General features: G+C 73.4%; 10 protein-coding genes and 2 pseudogenes. 7 read left to right on the top strand and 5 right to left on the bottom strand.

Annotated elements, in window-relative coordinates:
* Nucleotides 1-99: 99 nt before the first annotated feature.
* From AC507J_RS07075 to rocD, 7 genes and pseudogenes are all read left to right on the top strand, one after another.
* A pseudogene (locus AC507J_RS07075) lies at nucleotides 100-222 on the top strand (Panacea domain-containing protein); the annotation flags it as partial.
* Nucleotides 223-277: 55 nt separating this feature from the next.
* Nucleotides 278-751: pseudogene (locus tag AC507J_RS07070) on the top strand (IS607 family transposase); the annotation flags it as partial.
* Nucleotides 748-2,127 (top strand): IS607 family element RNA-guided endonuclease TnpB, encoded by a 1,380-nt coding sequence (gene tnpB / locus AC507J_RS07065; RefSeq protein WP_496288252.1) that lies wholly within the window; start codon nucleotides 748-750, stop codon nucleotides 2,125-2,127. The pseudogene AC507J_RS07070 and the gene tnpB, both read left to right, overlap by 4 nt.
* A gap of 374 nt (nucleotides 2,128-2,501) precedes the next feature.
* Entirely contained in the window at nucleotides 2,502-3,191 is a 690-nt protein-coding gene (locus tag AC507J_RS07060) for an SDR family NAD(P)-dependent oxidoreductase (RefSeq protein ID WP_496288251.1), read from the top strand.
* 152 nt (nucleotides 3,192-3,343) lie between these two features.
* The gene (locus AC507J_RS07055) at nucleotides 3,344-4,249 is read left to right on the top strand and encodes a thrombospondin (RefSeq protein ID WP_496288250.1); all 906 of its coding nucleotides are present in this window, start codon (nucleotides 3,344-3,346) and stop codon (nucleotides 4,247-4,249) included.
* 368 nt (nucleotides 4,250-4,617) lie between these two features.
* Nucleotides 4,618-5,433 (top strand): dimethylargininase, encoded by an 816-nt coding sequence (gene ddaH, locus AC507J_RS07050; protein WP_496288369.1) that lies wholly within the window; start codon nucleotides 4,618-4,620, stop codon nucleotides 5,431-5,433.
* The gene (gene rocD / locus AC507J_RS07045) at nucleotides 5,430-6,644 is read left to right on the top strand and encodes an ornithine--oxo-acid transaminase (RefSeq protein WP_496288249.1); all 1,215 of its coding nucleotides are present in this window, start codon (nucleotides 5,430-5,432) and stop codon (nucleotides 6,642-6,644) included. The genes ddaH and rocD overlap by 4 nt, the downstream gene beginning before the upstream one ends.
* 74 nt (nucleotides 6,645-6,718) lie before the next feature.
* On the opposite strand, the gene AC507J_RS07040 is transcribed toward rocD, so the two are convergent.
* From AC507J_RS07040 to AC507J_RS07020, 5 genes are all read right to left on the bottom strand, one after another.
* Nucleotides 6,719-7,867, bottom strand: a complete 1,149-nt coding sequence (locus tag AC507J_RS07040) for an FHA domain-containing protein (protein WP_496288248.1) — start codon at nucleotides 7,865-7,867, stop codon at nucleotides 6,719-6,721.
* A complete protein-coding gene (locus tag AC507J_RS07035; protein WP_496288247.1) occupies nucleotides 7,864-8,157 on the bottom strand; it encodes a 4a-hydroxytetrahydrobiopterin dehydratase in 294 nt (97 codons plus the stop codon). The genes AC507J_RS07040 and AC507J_RS07035 overlap by 4 nt, the downstream gene beginning before the upstream one ends.
* Before the next feature lie 244 nt (nucleotides 8,158-8,401).
* Complete coding sequence (locus AC507J_RS07030) at nucleotides 8,402-12,154, bottom strand: SCO7613 C-terminal domain-containing membrane protein (protein WP_496288246.1); 3,753 nt, start codon at nucleotides 12,152-12,154, stop codon at nucleotides 8,402-8,404.
* A 74-nt stretch (nucleotides 12,155-12,228) separates the two neighbouring features.
* Nucleotides 12,229-13,245, bottom strand: a complete 1,017-nt coding sequence (locus AC507J_RS07025; RefSeq protein ID WP_496288245.1) for a 1-acyl-sn-glycerol-3-phosphate acyltransferase — start codon at nucleotides 13,243-13,245, stop codon at nucleotides 12,229-12,231.
* The gene (locus tag AC507J_RS07020) at nucleotides 13,245-14,075 is read right to left on the bottom strand and encodes a patatin-like phospholipase family protein (RefSeq protein WP_496288244.1); all 831 of its coding nucleotides are present in this window, start codon (nucleotides 14,073-14,075) and stop codon (nucleotides 13,245-13,247) included. Before AC507J_RS07020 ends, AC507J_RS07025 begins: the two co-directional genes overlap by 1 nt.
* Between the last annotated feature and the right edge of the window lie 20 nt (nucleotides 14,076-14,095).

The raw sequence follows: 14,095 nt of genomic DNA, 5'->3' as shown, positions 1-14,095 counted from the left end.
CGCCTGGCCCTGCTCGCCCGCGAAGCTGCGCCTGCTGGCCGAGTACCGGGGCAACGCTCACCGACAGACCGACGCACAAGCTGAAAGGGGGTGCCAACGATGACCAGCGCGCATGACGTCGCAGCGGCGGTGCTGGGTGAGCTGGGCTCCATGACCGCCATGAAGCTGGAGAAGCTCGTCTACTACTGCCAGGGCTGGCACCTGGCACGCGAAGGGCGCCCCCTGTTCCATGAGGCGATCGAGGCATGGCGGCAAGGTCCAGTGGTGCCACTCCTCCATCCTGGTCGACCCGGCCGCGACCACGCCCGCTGCGGATTGTGCGGCCGTCGTCTACGCCCGCGTGTCATCAGCCGACCAGCGCGCCGACCTGGATCGACAGGTCGCCCGGGTGGCAGCGTGGGCAACCGAACAGAACCTCGCCGTGTCGCGGGTGGTGACCGAGGTCGGCTCGGCGCTGAACGGACGGCGCAAGAAGTTCCTGGCTCTGTTGCGCGACCCGGCCGTGTCGACGATCGTGGTTGAGCACCGCGACCGGTTCGCCCGGTTCGGTGCCGAGTACGTGGAGGCAGCCCTCGCAGCGCAGGGCCGCAGGCTGCTGGTCGTGGATCCGGCCGAACTGGACGACGATCTGGTGCGTGACGTCACCGAGATTCTGACGTCGCTGTGCGCCCGGCTCTACGGCCGCCACGCCGCCGCGGACCGCGCCCGTCGCGCTGTTGACGCGGTCACCGGCCCGGACGGTTCGGCGTGAAGACGATCCAGGCGTACCGGTTCGCCCTCGACCTCACCCCGGCGCAAGAACGCGCGATACTCGCGCACGCCGGGGCCGCCCGGAAGGCACACAACTGGGCACTCGGTCGGGTGAAGGCAGTGATGGACCAACGCGCGGCCGAACGCACCTACGGCATCCCGGACGAGCGACTGACCCCGGCGATCGGATGGAGCCTTCCGGCGTTGCGCCGCGAGTGGAACGCGGCGAAGGCCGAGGTGGCGCCGTGGTGGGCCGAGGTGTCGAAGGAGGCGTTCAACACCGGCCTGGACGCCCTCACCCGCGCGCTCAGGAACTGGTCGGACTCTCGGACGGGCAAGCGGGCCGGCAGGCCGATCGGGTTCCCCCGTTTCAAGTCCCGCCACCGCACCACACCATCGGTGCGGTTCACCACCGGCGCGATCCGCGTCGAGTCGGACCGCACACATGTGGTGCTACCCCGGCTGGGCCGGTTGAAGCTGCACGAGTCCGCCCGCAAGCTGGCTCGCCGCCTGGAGGCCGGCACCGCACGAATCATGTCCGCCACGGTGCGCCGCGACGGTGGACGTTGGCATGTCTCGTTCACCGTCGAGGTGCGACGAGCCGAACACAGCCCAGCCCGACCGAACAACGTGGTCGGCGTGGACGTCGGGATCAAGAACCTCGCCGTCTTGTCGACCGGTGAGCTGGTGCCGAACCCGCGCCACCTCGACGGCGCCCAACGTCACCTGCGCGCTCTCGGCCGGGCGGTGTCTGGCAAGACCGGCCCGGACCGACGTACCGGCCGGCGCCCGTCGAAGCGGTGGCAACGCGCCTGCGCGCGGCTAGGTCGGGCCCATGCCCGGGTCGCTCACCTGCGCCGCGACGGCCTGCACAAACTCACCACCCGTCTGACCCGCGAGCACGGCACGATCGTCGTGGAAGACCTCAACAGCATCGGCATGCTGCGTAATCGACGCCTCGCCAGGCACATCGCCGATGCCGGGTTCGGCGAGATCCGCCGGCAGTTGGCCTACAAAACCGAATGGAACGGCGGCAGGCTGCTCGTGGCCGACCGTTGGTATCCGTCCTCGAAGACCTGCTCGGGATGCGGCGCGGTGAAAACCAAACTCGCCCTCTCCGAGCGTGAATACGTGTGCGATACGTGTGGTCTGGTTCTGGACCGGGACCTCAACGCCGCACGCAACCTCGCCGCCCTCGCGGCCCAGTTCGACACCGCCGGGAGTGGCCCGGTGGCAGCACGTGGAGCCGACCAGAAGACCCGCGTACGCGGGCAGGTGGCCGTGAAGCGTGAACCCGGCACGACCTCAGTCGGCAAGACCGGGACCGTCCCACCGCAAGGCGGGACTACCAACCGTGTGCTCACTAAAGCGCACTGAGAGGTAACGGCAACGGACGCACGATCCGCTCATTCCTGCGACAGCTCGCGGCTGCGGCTGGCTACCTGCTGGACTGGTCCGAGCTGGACCCGGAAGCAAACATCACCGCCTGCCAACAGCACCTCGCCACTACCGATCTCAGCCTTCTGATCACCGCATTACGCCCGGTTGTCCGGCGGCTTCCCTGAGGCGTCGAGTGGACCGTTGCCGGTGGGGTAGCCGGCCGGGCACCAGCCGGGGGCCCGACCGCGCGGACGGCGTTCGGCGGGCGAAGTCCGGCTACTGGGTGGTAGGGATTCGGGCCCGGTGTCTGGTTCAATTGCGCGTCGGGCCGCCGGCAAGGCAGCGGTCGAGCGCGACGAGGACGGTGGGTCATGGCGGATCGGGTGCGTTGCGCGGTGGTGATCGGCAACAGTGACGGGATCGGGTTGGCGTTCACCCGTCGGTTGCTCGCCGACGGGTGGCGGGTCGCCGGGCTGTCCCGGCGGGACAACGGGATCAACGTCCCGACGTACGCGCACCACGTCATCGACGTGACCGCGCCGGACTACCCCGAGGTGCTGGGCAAGGCGATCGACGAGTTGGGGCGGGTGGACCTCTGTGTGTACGCCGCCGGGATCGGTGAGCCGATCGACCTGGCCGACCTGGCCGCGCAGGCCCGTACCTTCGAGGTGAACCTGATGGGTGCGGTCCGCACGGTGGCCACGGTCGTGCCGGGCATGGTGGCCGCCGGTGAGGGGCACATCATCGGGCTGTCCAGCCTCGCCGACCGGCTGGTCTCCCCCGAGGCACCCGGCTACGCCGGGTCGAAGGCCGGGCTGTCGGCGTACCTGATGGGGCTCTCGGCGGCGCTGCGTGGGCAGGGGGTGAGCGTGACCACGGTCCGGTTCGGCTTCGTGGACACCAAGATGGCCAAGGGCACCGTACGCCCGTTGATGATCCCGGTCGACCGGGCGGTGGAGATCCTGGCGCGATGCGTACGCAATCGTCCGGTCCTGATCTCCCGGCCTCGCCGGATGGCCCTCCTCACCTCGGCGCTGGCTCCCTTCACCCGGCCGCGCTGATCAGCACGGACTCTCGGTGGCCGCCCCCCGCCTCGGGCTGGCCCGGGTGTCGGGAGACCTGCGGGTGGGTATCTGCGGGGTCATCGACGCGCGTGGGTGGTGGCGGTTCACGGGGCTTGCGGCGCTCCCACGCACTACCAGGAGGTCAAGCCATGAGATTTCCTTCTCTCTCGCGCCGTGAAGAGCCGGCGGCCCCGATGTCCGGCGACGACACCGACCGCGGCGGTGCGGTAGCCACCGACACCCGCACCACCACCCGGCCCACCGTCGAGGAGCGCGACGACAGTCGCACCACCTACCGCAGCGGGGCGGCGGCGACCCCCGCCACGGCCACCGACCGCCCCGACAACCGGGACCGCAGCGGTCGGGTCGACGGCCGCGAGCGCAGTGGTCGCGTCGACGGCCGGGACCGCGCCGCCACCGACCAGACGGTCGAGCAGCCCACCGGCGAGCAGGCCGCCGCCGCTCGGGCCGCCACCGCCCGGTCCAGTGTCGATGGCTCCCGGCGCGCCCGCGCCGCCGCCCCCGCCGGCACTTCGGAACTGGACCGGACCCTCGATCTCGACCGCTCCGCGGACCGGGCCCGCACCGCCGACCGGGATGCCACCGTCGCGCCCGCCCGCAGCGTCGACCGGGACGACACCGTCGAGCAGCGACGCACCGTCGACGGAGAGCGGACGATCGACCGGGAGCGGGTACCCGCACCGGACGCCCCGCCGGCCCCGGTTGGACCGCGCCCCCGGGCCAGTTTGCTGGCCACCCTCGGTCTGATCGGTGGCGTGGCCGGATTCGGCTTCGTGCTCACCGGGACCCTCGCGGGCTACGGCATCGCCCTGGGCGCGATCGGTGCGGTGCTCGCCGTACTCGGCCTGATCGCCACCCGGCGGCGGCACGTCGCCGGCAAGTCCGACGCGCTGCTCGGGATCGTCCTCGGCCTCGGGGCGGTGGTCGTCGGTGTGCTCGCAATGACCGGACAGTACGACTGGCCGACCACCGACGGCGACACCGTGGCCCGCTTCCGCGAGTGGCTTGACTCACAGTTTGTCGATCGTTTCTAGTGGGCACATTTCGGCCCGCCGGTGGTTCACCGGCGCCCGGCCGGCGAGTTACCGGCCGATGCCCGACCAGTTCTGGTGGTTCACCAGCCGGGCGCACCTGCTCGTCAGGGGCGGCGATCAGCCGCCCCTGACGTCGTTCTCGGCGTTTCCTCCACCGTTCCGACGCTCTGGCGCTTCCGCGCGGAGTTGATCAGGCGGTCGCCGCAACGAACAGCCGACAAATGCCGCGCAGACGCAACGATCAGCTGCCCGTCGCAACACTCGACGGTGGATCCTGTGGGTCGACGCCGCATAACGTTGAGCCACGGCGCCAGCCCGTGGGCCGACGGTGGCCGGGCGCGCCCGACCCTGGGAGCAGGACAATGACGATGGACGCCACCCGCCAGCGCTTCCTGATGTGCCGGCCGACGTACTTCGCCGTCGACTATGCGATCAACCCGTGGATGGACCCGACCGCCCCGGTCGACACCGACCTCGCCGTCCGCCAGTGGGAGCGACTGCGCCAGGTGTACCGCGACCTGGGCCACACCGTCGAGGAGATCACCCCGCTGCCGGGCCTGCCCGACATGGTCTTCGCCGCCAACGGCGGCACCGTGATCGACGGTAAGGCGATGGCCGTGCAGTTCCGCGACCCGCAGCGCGCCGACGAGGCGCCCGCGTACCGCGCCTGGTTCGAGGCCGCCGGCTTCGAGCTGTACGACCCGAAGCAGGTAAACGAGGGTGAGGGCGACATCCTGCTGGCCGGCGACCACCTGCTCGCCGGCACCGGCTTCCGGACCGCACACGCCTCGCACGCCCAGTTGCAGGAGGTCTTCGGCTACCCGGTGATCACGATGCAGCTGGTCGACCCGCGCTTCTACCACCTGGACACCGCGCTGACGGTGCTCGACGAGCGGACCGTGGCGTACCTGCCGGAGGCGTTCACCCCCGGTAGCCAGGCCGTGCTGCGCCGGCTCTTCCCGGACGCGGTGCACGCCACCATGGCCGACGCCGAGGTGCTCGGCCTCAACGCGGTGAGCGACGGCCGGCACGTGGTGCTGCCCGCCCAGGCCACCGGCCTCGCCGCCCAGCTGCGCGACCGGGGCTACGAGACCATCGGCGTCGACCTGTCCGAGCTGCGCAAGGCCGGCGGTGGCCCGAAGTGCTGCACGTTGCGACTCCGTCAGGGAAAGGCGAGCAAGTGATCGAGGACATGCTGCGGACTCCGGCCGCGGTGCAGGACGCCGAGCGCCACACCGCGCACAACTACCACCCGCTGCCGGTGGTGATCTCCTCTGCCGAGGGCGCCTGGCTGACCGACGTCGACGGTCGGCGCTACCTGGACTGCCTGGCCGGCTACTCGGCGCTGAACTTCGGCCACCGGCACCCGGCGCTGATCGCCGCCGCGCACGCCCAGCTGGACAAGCTGACGCTTACCAGCCGGGCGTTCATCCACGACCAGTTCGCCGACTTCTGCCGGGAACTGGCGGCGCTCTGCGGCAAGGAACTGGTGCTGCCGATGAACACCGGCGCCGAGGCGGTGGAGACCGGCATCAAGGTGGCCCGCAAGTGGGGCTACCAGGTCAAGGGCGTGCCGGCCGGTCAGGCCAACATCGTGGTCGCGGAGGGCAACTTCCACGGGCGTACGACCACAATCGTCAGCTTCTCGACCGACGCCGACGCGCGGGCCGACTTCGGGCCGTACACCCCGGGCTTCCGGATCGTCCCCTACGGCGACCTGTCGGCGCTGGCCGAGGCGGTCGACGAGCACACCGTCGCGGTGCTGCTGGAGCCGATCCAGGGCGAGCAGGGTGTGGTGGTGCCGCCGGAGGACTACCTGCCGGGGGTCCGCCAGCTCTGCACCGAGCGGAACGTGCTCTTCATCGCCGACGAGATCCAGTCCGGCCTGGGCCGCACCGGCACCACCTTCGCCTGCGACCAGGCCGGCGTGGTGCCGGACATGTACCTGCTGGGCAAGGCGCTCGGCGGCGGCATCGTGCCGGTCTCCGCGGTGGCGGCCGACGCCGATGTGCTCGGCGTGCTCAAGCCCGGCCAGCACGGCTCCACCTTCGGCGGCAACCCGCTCGCCTGCGCGGTGGCCACCGAGGTGGTCCGGTTGCTGGCCACCGGCGAGTTCCAGCGCCGCTCGGCCGAGCTGGGCGAGCGGCTGCACGCCGGCCTGCGATCCCTGATCGGCAAGGGTCTGGTCGCGGTACGCGGCCGGGGCCTCTGGGCCGGTCTGGACATCGACCCCGCGTTGATGAGCGGCCGGGAGGCCTGCGAACGGCTGATGGAGCGCGGGGTGCTGGCCAAGGACACCCACGGCTCGACCATCCGGCTCGCCCCGCCGCTGGTGATCACCGCAGAGGAGATCGACCACGCGGTCGCCCAGCTGGCCGCCGTAATCGCCAGCTGACCTGCCGAAACGACGGCGGCGGGTGCCGGGGGAACCAGAGCCCCGGCGCCCGCCGTTGTCGTTGCCGGCGCAGCTCAGCGCGGCAGGCGCATCGCCATGGTGGGCGCCTCGGACATCACCGAGTCGGGGTTGTACGGCGCACCGGCCGGCAGGTCGGCCGGGCGACCGATCTGGACGCCGGGGTAGAGCTCCACCATGTCACCGGCGCCGAGGACCCGCGACTGCTGCGGCGCCAGGGGAATCCGGTCCGCCTCCGCCATCGAGCCGGCCGGCCGGATGCCGGAGCCGTTTGTGCTCACGTCGATGGCGACGACGTCGCCGCCGCGCAGCTCGAACCTGAGGTGGCTGCGGCTGATCCACCGGCGGGCCTCGTCGTTGAGCCACTGGCCGAGCGTGATCCCGCCGGAGCCGTCCGGCGCCCGGCCGACCGTGATCGGCTGCTCCTCGGTGAGCACGAAACGGCGCCGGATCAGGCCGCCGACGCGTACCGCGAGGACCTCGCTGCGCGGGCGGGGCCCGGCGTCGCGCAGTCGGGTGCCATGTCGAGGGCAGGTCGGTACGCCGTTGCGCAGTGACGGTGGCGCCTGGCCGGTCGGCTTACGGCCCACCGCGGCGAGGTCGGCGAAGGCACCACCACCGCCACTCCCGCCGAACAGGTTGCAGCCCGATTCCGGGCAACGCCATTCCCGGGCGAGCAGTTTCGCCGCGGCCGGCGACGGTGGCCCGGACACCGGCGTGTGACCACCACCGACGTGGGCGATGAAGACCGGCCCGCCCGCACCTGGCACCGGCGCGACCACCCGGCCGGGCTGCTCGGCCAGCCAGGGGAACCGCCCGCGCAGACCGTCGAAGCGGACCCGGCTGAGCACCGGCAGGCCGAGCAGGTCGGCGACCTCCAGCATCCGGTCGCCCGGGTTGTCCAGCACCTCGACCAGACCGTCGTCGGCCCAGCGACGAACCACCATGCGCTCGTTGGAGGTCAGGTCGGCGTCGGAGAGCACGCCCCGGTGCACCACCGCGTAGACCGGAACGCTGTCCTCCTCCAGGCTGCGCGCCAACGCGTCGATGACCATGCCGAGGCGCAGCGTGCTTGCCGGTCGGCCATTGTCGAGGTCCTGGTATCGGATGATCTCCGCCAGGTCGATCACCGCCCGGACCAACTGCGGGTCGGTGCAGACCCGCCCCTCGATGGCATCCAGCACCTTGCTGATCTCGAACCTCATCGGGCGCCCCCCACGATCTCGTCGATCCGCCGGGCCAGTTCGAGGTCCCGCCGGGTCACCCCGCCAGCGGAGTGGGTCACGCAGCGGAAGGTCACCGTGCGCCACCGGATGTCGATGTCGGGGTGGTGATCCAGCTCCTCGGCCGTCGCGGCGACCCGGTCGACCACCTCGATGGCGTCCGGAAAACTGGCCAGCTCCACCGTGCGGGTGATCGCCGCGGGGTCTCCCGACCAACCCGCCAGCCCACCCAGCTCGTCTCGCACCGCCTCGGCGGTGAGCACCTCTGCCATGGCCAGACCCTACCGGTGAGCGCCGCAGGCCACCGCTCCCGGCAGAGCCGCCGGCCAGCAGATCGGGCGGCACAGGCCGAACCGGGCCGCCGGCCAGCAGATCGGGCGGCACAGGCCAAACCGGCCCGCCGGCCCGCAGATCGGGCAGCGCATGCCAAACCTGGCCGCCGGCCCCCAGATCAGGCGGCAGGCCGAACCGGGCCGCCGGGCCGATGCGCCGGGCGGATCGGCCCGGCACGCCGGGTCAGCTCATCCGGGTCACCGCGTTGCGCAGCCGGAGCAGGTCGCGGCGACGCCGCTCGTAGGTGGCCGCCAGGCCGATCAGCGCCAACCCGGCAGCGCCGAGGTAGATCCACCGGGGCAGCAGGTCCCAGCTGCGCACCAGCTCGTGCAGGGCGAGCAGGGCCAGCGTTCCGCCGCCCAGCACCACCGGTGCCTGCCAGCGACGGACCGCGCCGAGCAGGGTCGCGGTGAGGGCGACGACACCGAGCAGCAGCCGCCGCCACGGCTGGGGGTCGCTACCGACCAGCACGGCGGCCAGGCTGGGCAGCAGCAGGGCGGCCAGGCCGGGCCCGAGCGCCAGCCAGCTGTTCAGACCCGGCCGGGTCCGCAGCGCCAGCGCGCCAGCGACCAACGCCAGCACCGCCAACGGCACCGTGTACGACTCCAGCGCCGTCACCCCACCGGCCCGCAACAGCAGCCAGCTGCCGAGCAGCTCGCTACCCCCCGATATGCCGGCGAAGACCCACCGCCGCCCGGCCGGCTCGCCCCGCCGCAGCAGCCGTACTCCGACGGTCGCGCCCCAGAGCACGCAGACCGTCGCGGCGTGCCGGGCCGAGCCCAGAGTGAGCAGCAGCGCGAGCAGCGCCACCGCCTGCGCGGCGGCATCCAGCACCCGGCTCACCCTCGCCGCCGCCACGTTCCGCACCGCCCCGGCGGGCGCCGCCACCTGCGGCCCGCCCGGCCCGGCTTGTCCGAAGGGTCCGGCAGGGCCCGCAGACCCGGCCGACCCTGCCACCTGCGGGGCGCGGTGCCAGCGCTCGGGTGCCGCGGCGGCGAGCGCGAGGGCGAGGGCCGCCACACCGAGCACCGCGAACGCGGCCATCCGCAGCGGCTGCCCGCCGGCCAGTGGTGCGATGACCGCGAACGCCGTCGCCGTGGTGATCGTGATCAGCCAGCCGACCAGGCGTACGCCGGGCCGCCGCGCGGCCACCGCGATGCTGGCGGCGGCCACCACCAGCAGACCCAGCCCGGCGAGGGTGCCCGCCCGGGTGGCCTGGAGATTGAGCAGCCCGGACCCGGTCAGCACCAGTCCCACCGGCACACCTGACGCGAGGAACGGTGCGCGCGGGGTGGCCAGCGCGGCGGCCAGCAGCAGGGCCACGCCGCCGAGCAGCGCCGTCGCCGGCACCACCGGCCAGGGCGCTCCCCCGGCGGCCAGCAGCACCTGCCCGGCAGCCGCCACGAACGGCAGCACGATCGCCGTCAGCCGCCAGCCGTCGATGTTAAGCGGGGGCCCTTCCTCTACCGGAGGCGTTAACAGGGGGCCCTTCCTTACAGTGAAGAGTGCCGCCGCGAGGGCCAGGATGGCCAGGGCGAGGCCGACCGGGAAGCCGCGCGAAAGCGGCTCGGCGTCCGGTACGCCCGACCAGACAGCGGGCGGCGGGCCGTAGGGCGCCACCAACGCCAGCACGGTCACCGGTACGGCGACCAGTACCGCCACGGCGGCCAGCCCCAGCCCGGCCACCGGCAACGCGCCCGCCTCGCGGATCCGGAACCAGGCCAGGGCGAGCAGCAGGGCCGCCACCGCCGCGTAGACCACCACCGGTTCCTCGGCCGGTACGACGATCGGCCCGAGACCGGTCAGGACGGCCGTCACGGCGAGACCCACCGAGGCGTACGCCCGCAGGTCGGGCCAGTGTCGACGGAGCGTAAGCAGCGCGATCGCCGGCAGCGCGACGGCGGCCAGCGCGGCGCGCGACTGCCACCACGGCGGTGCCCCGGCGCCGATCAGCGCGACCGCCGCACCGGCCGGCACCACGAGCACCGCCGCGAGCAGCCCGAACCCGGCCACCCTCCGCTGCACCGCTGCGCCGTGCCGGCCGACGGTGGCCGCCCCGAGACCGGCGGCCAGGATCACCGCGCAGGCCGTGCCCGCCCCGACCGGACCGGCCAGGCCGACCAGCAGCCCGTGTCCGAGCAGCACGGCACCGGCCAGCGCCGACGTCGCGGCGGTCGCCCCCCGGGTCACCGAGCGGGCCACCGCCGCGGCCAGCAGCGCCGCACCGACCGCCAGGTCGATGGCGACCACGGCCGGCCAGGGCGCGGCCCAGATCACCGGCGCGGCCAGCGCGGTCACGGCGAGGCCGGCCGCCACGATCGCCGGCCGGACGACCCGGGGCAGCAACCAGCCCACCGTGAGCGAGGTCACCGCCACCGCCACCGGCAACTGCCAGCCCCAGGCGAAGGCCGGTCCCGCCGTGGCCCCCCGCCACGGCGGGACCGAGCGGCCCACGGCGGCACCGGCCAGCACCGCCGCCACCGAAGTGGTCAACACCGTCGTACCGCCGGCCACCAGCAGCGCACCGATCCGGGGGCCTGATCGCCAGCCGACCGGCAGCAGCCGTACGGCACCGGCCAGCGCCGCCACCACCAGGGCCGCCACCACCAGCAGCACCGACGAACGCAGCTCCGCCACCGGACGCAGCAGTGCCCCGGCCAGTACCGGCACCAGCGCCCCGGCCGCCACCGCCCGCGCCGTCCCGTCGCCCAGCAGCAGCGCCGTGGCGAGCAGGGTCACCGCCACCAGCAGCATCGGCCCACCGGCCAGCAGCGGTACGCCGCCCGCCCGGCCGGCCAGCAACGGCACCAGCGCGCAGCCGCCGGCGAGCAGCACCGCGCCGGCGTACCCGAGACCGGCGGCCACCTGCCCGCCGAGCAGCACCGGGGTCGTCGCGGCCCCCTCGCCCGCGACGCTTTCCCGTCGACGCCGCAGCACGACCAGCACCGCCAGGTCGAGCAGCGCCACCCCGACGAAGACCACGGCCCAGCCGGCCGGTTCGGGCCGCACCTCGGCGGCGAGCAACGGCAGCACCGGCTGCCCGCCGATCAACGCGGCGAACCACGGCACCGTCAGCCGGCTGAGTCGGGCGTACCCGGCCGCGACGGCCACGCTGATCGCCGCGACCAGTGCGGCGTACCGGCTGCCCGGCCAACCGGTCACGCCGAACAGGTCCACCGCCCAGACGGCGTACCCGTCGAGCAACACCAGCAGCAGCCCGACGGCGGCGAACGTCTCGGCGGTGCCGCGCAGCCCGCGCCAGCGCGCGACGAGCGGCACGGCGAGCAGCAGCGCGGTGAACGCCAGCAGGATCAGCGCCCGGCCGACGAGCCCGACCGAGGCCCAGGCCACCGCCGTGAACACCGTCGCCGCCGTGCCCAGCAGCAGTCCACCCAGGACGAAGAGCAGCCACTGGACGGCGCGGGTAGAGGTCTCCGCGCCACCCGGCCGGCTCGCCGGCAGCGCCGGTACCTGCCGCCACCCGCCGTACGGGGTGGCAGGCGGGACCGCGCCGGCCGGAGCGGCCACCGGGATCACGGCAGCGGGAACGCCGGCAGGCGGGCCGAATGCCGTGGCGACACCCGCAGTCGGTGCCGCGGGCCGGGCGGTGACAGGAGGCCGGGCGGTGACAGGAGGCCGGGCGGTGACAGGAGGTTGGGCGGTGACAGGAGGCCGGGCGGTGACGGGCGCGGGCGGGAACTCGGCCCGCACCGCCGCGGCCAGCTCGTTGCGCCGCCGCCGGAGCGCGGCCAGCCGGCCGGCCAGCCCCTGGTACGTCTCGCGGGCCCGGGTCACCTCACCATCGAGTACGACGATTTCCCGGTCCAGCCGGATCACCTCGGCGGCGGCGGGGTGCGGTGCCCGGCCGCAGCCGGGGCAACCGGAGCCGAGATCCGCTCGTGCACCGCACGCCGGGCAGGGGTACGCGTTGTCCACGCGATCATCCTCGACGCAGCGGTACCTGGCGCGCCAGAGTGCGCATACTCAGGCCGAGCGGGGTGACCAGAGCCCTACGCAGGGCTCTCTCGATTGTCCTCGATCCACCGGTCGATCCGGCTCCACCACTCGTAGAGCCAGTCGATGCGTTCCTGCCGCCCGACCGGGATCTCCTCCGGCGGCACCGACCAGAACCGCATCACGAGCCGTTTGTCCATCGGCAGTTCCCGCCACACGTCCGCGACGGTGAGCATCCGATCCAGGCCGGTGTGGGCCACGAAGATCACGCCGGCGTCCGGCGCGGCGTCCAACGCCGCCAGCACCCCGCCGGGCTGCGGCGCCAGCACGTGCTGCATGGCCTCCGCCTTCAGCGCCATCCGCTCGTGCCCCCGGTCGCGCAGCCGGTCGATGGCGCGCAGCCGCCGCCGGGGGGTGAAGTTGCCACCCTCGGGGAAGATCACGAAGGCGTCGTCGTCGTCCAGCCCGGTGGCGAGATGCCCGACCTGCTCGGTGAGCGAGTCGGGGCCGTCCTGACCCGGCGCGATGAAGCGGCTCGGCAGCCGGTTGAGCAGCACGTCGATCGCCGGGTCCCACTGGAGGGTGTCCTTGAGCACGATCCGCGGCTCGCGACGGAACCAGTTCACCAGGGAGTGGATGAGGATGAACGAGTCGCCTGGCCCGGCGTGCCGGCAGAGCACCAGCTCTGGCCGACCGGGCATGGCGGTGTCCGGGTCGGTGCCGACCACCTCGATGCTGAGCCGCAGCGTCCATCGGGCCTGCCAGAACAGCACCCGCAGGAACCAGCCCGCCAGCACGTAGTGGGCGCGCTGGAAGGCGGGCGAACCGACCCGCCAGCCGAACCCGGAGGCGACCCAGAGCCCGAACAGGCAGAGCAGCGCCGCCGCGTCCCAGAGCAGGTAGAACAGGCCGATCCACAACAGCCGCAGGGGCCGCAACCGCCCCGGGACGAGCGGGGACACCAGCAGCGCCAGCAACGCCCAGATCGGCACCGTGGTCACCAGCAGGAGCACCAGCAGCACCACGCCGGGGGCCAGCAGCACGCGACGGAGCCAGCGGGGCGGCAGCGGCATCAGCGTTCCAGGTTCGCCAGGTAGTGCCGGGAGGCCGCGTAGGCGCGGCTGATCCGCCGGCCCACCGCCGCCATGTCCCGGTACGCCCAGGGCGTGTCGTCGCGCGGTTCCAGCCCGCCGGTCGGCAGCACGTGCACCTCCACGCCCTCGGGCAGCGCGGCCATCTCGCGGGCGAACCGGTGCCGGCGGGCGATCTCGAACGCGACCTGGGCGATCTCCCAGGGCCGGCGCGGCGGCGTCAGCGCCCGCTCGATCCGACCCACCTGGAGTACGAAGATCTGGCCGGCGCCGGCCGCCACCGCCTCGCCGATGGGGATGGAGTTGACGATGCCGCCGTCGACGTAGTGCTGGTCACCGATCCGGGCCGGCGGCAGCAGCCCCGGCACGGCGGCCGACGCCAGCACGGCGGGCACCACCGGCCCGCTGACGAACCAGTGCTCCGCGGCGCGTTCGATGTTCGCCGCGCAGCAGCGGAAGGGGATCTTCAGGTCGGCGAATGTCGTCTCTGCGCCCAGCTCGCTCTCCAGCAGCTTACGCAGCGGCCGGGGCGAGTGCAGATGGGTACGGGCGGCGAAACGGCGCAGTTGCCGGGCCACCGAGTCGCCGTACACCTCGCTCGCCTCGGGCGAGGCCCAGAGCCGTACCAGCCGGTCGGTGACGGCCTCGCACGGGTCGGCGGCGACCAGGGCACCGTTGACCGCGCCGATCGACGTGCCGAGCACCAGATCCGGCCGGATCCCAGCCCGGAACAGGGCTCGCAGCATGCCCACCTCGACCGCGCCGAGGACGCCTCCGCCCCCGAGCACGAACGCCACCGGTCCCCGCCCCATGTCGCCAATCCTGGCACGCC

The sequence above is a fragment of the Micromonospora sp. PRAS1 genome, from assembly GCF_059553435.1.
This window is presented reverse-complemented; position numbering and strand designations above follow the sequence as displayed.

Excerpts from the sequence above, each read along its gene's own strand:
- AC507J_RS07060 (WP_496288251.1), top strand. The coding sequence starts at position 2,502 with ATGGCGGATCGGGTGCGTTGCGCGGTGGTGATCGGCAACAGTGACGGG.
- AC507J_RS07055 (WP_496288250.1), top strand. The coding sequence starts at position 3,344 with ATGAGATTTCCTTCTCTCTCGCGCCGTGAAGAGCCGGCGGCCCCGATG.
- ddaH (WP_496288369.1), top strand. The coding sequence starts at position 4,618 with ATGGACGCCACCCGCCAGCGCTTCCTGATGTGCCGGCCGACGTACTTC.
- AC507J_RS07040 (WP_496288248.1), bottom strand. The coding sequence starts at position 7,867 with ATGAGGTTCGAGATCAGCAAGGTGCTGGATGCCATCGAGGGGCGGGTC.
- AC507J_RS07035 (WP_496288247.1), bottom strand. The coding sequence starts at position 8,157 with ATGGCAGAGGTGCTCACCGCCGAGGCGGTGCGAGACGAGCTGGGTGGG.
- AC507J_RS07025 (WP_496288245.1), bottom strand. The coding sequence starts at position 13,245 with ATGCCGCTGCCGCCCCGCTGGCTCCGTCGCGTGCTGCTGGCCCCCGGC.
- AC507J_RS07020 (WP_496288244.1), bottom strand. The coding sequence starts at position 14,075 with ATGGGGCGGGGACCGGTGGCGTTCGTGCTCGGGGGCGGAGGCGTCCTC.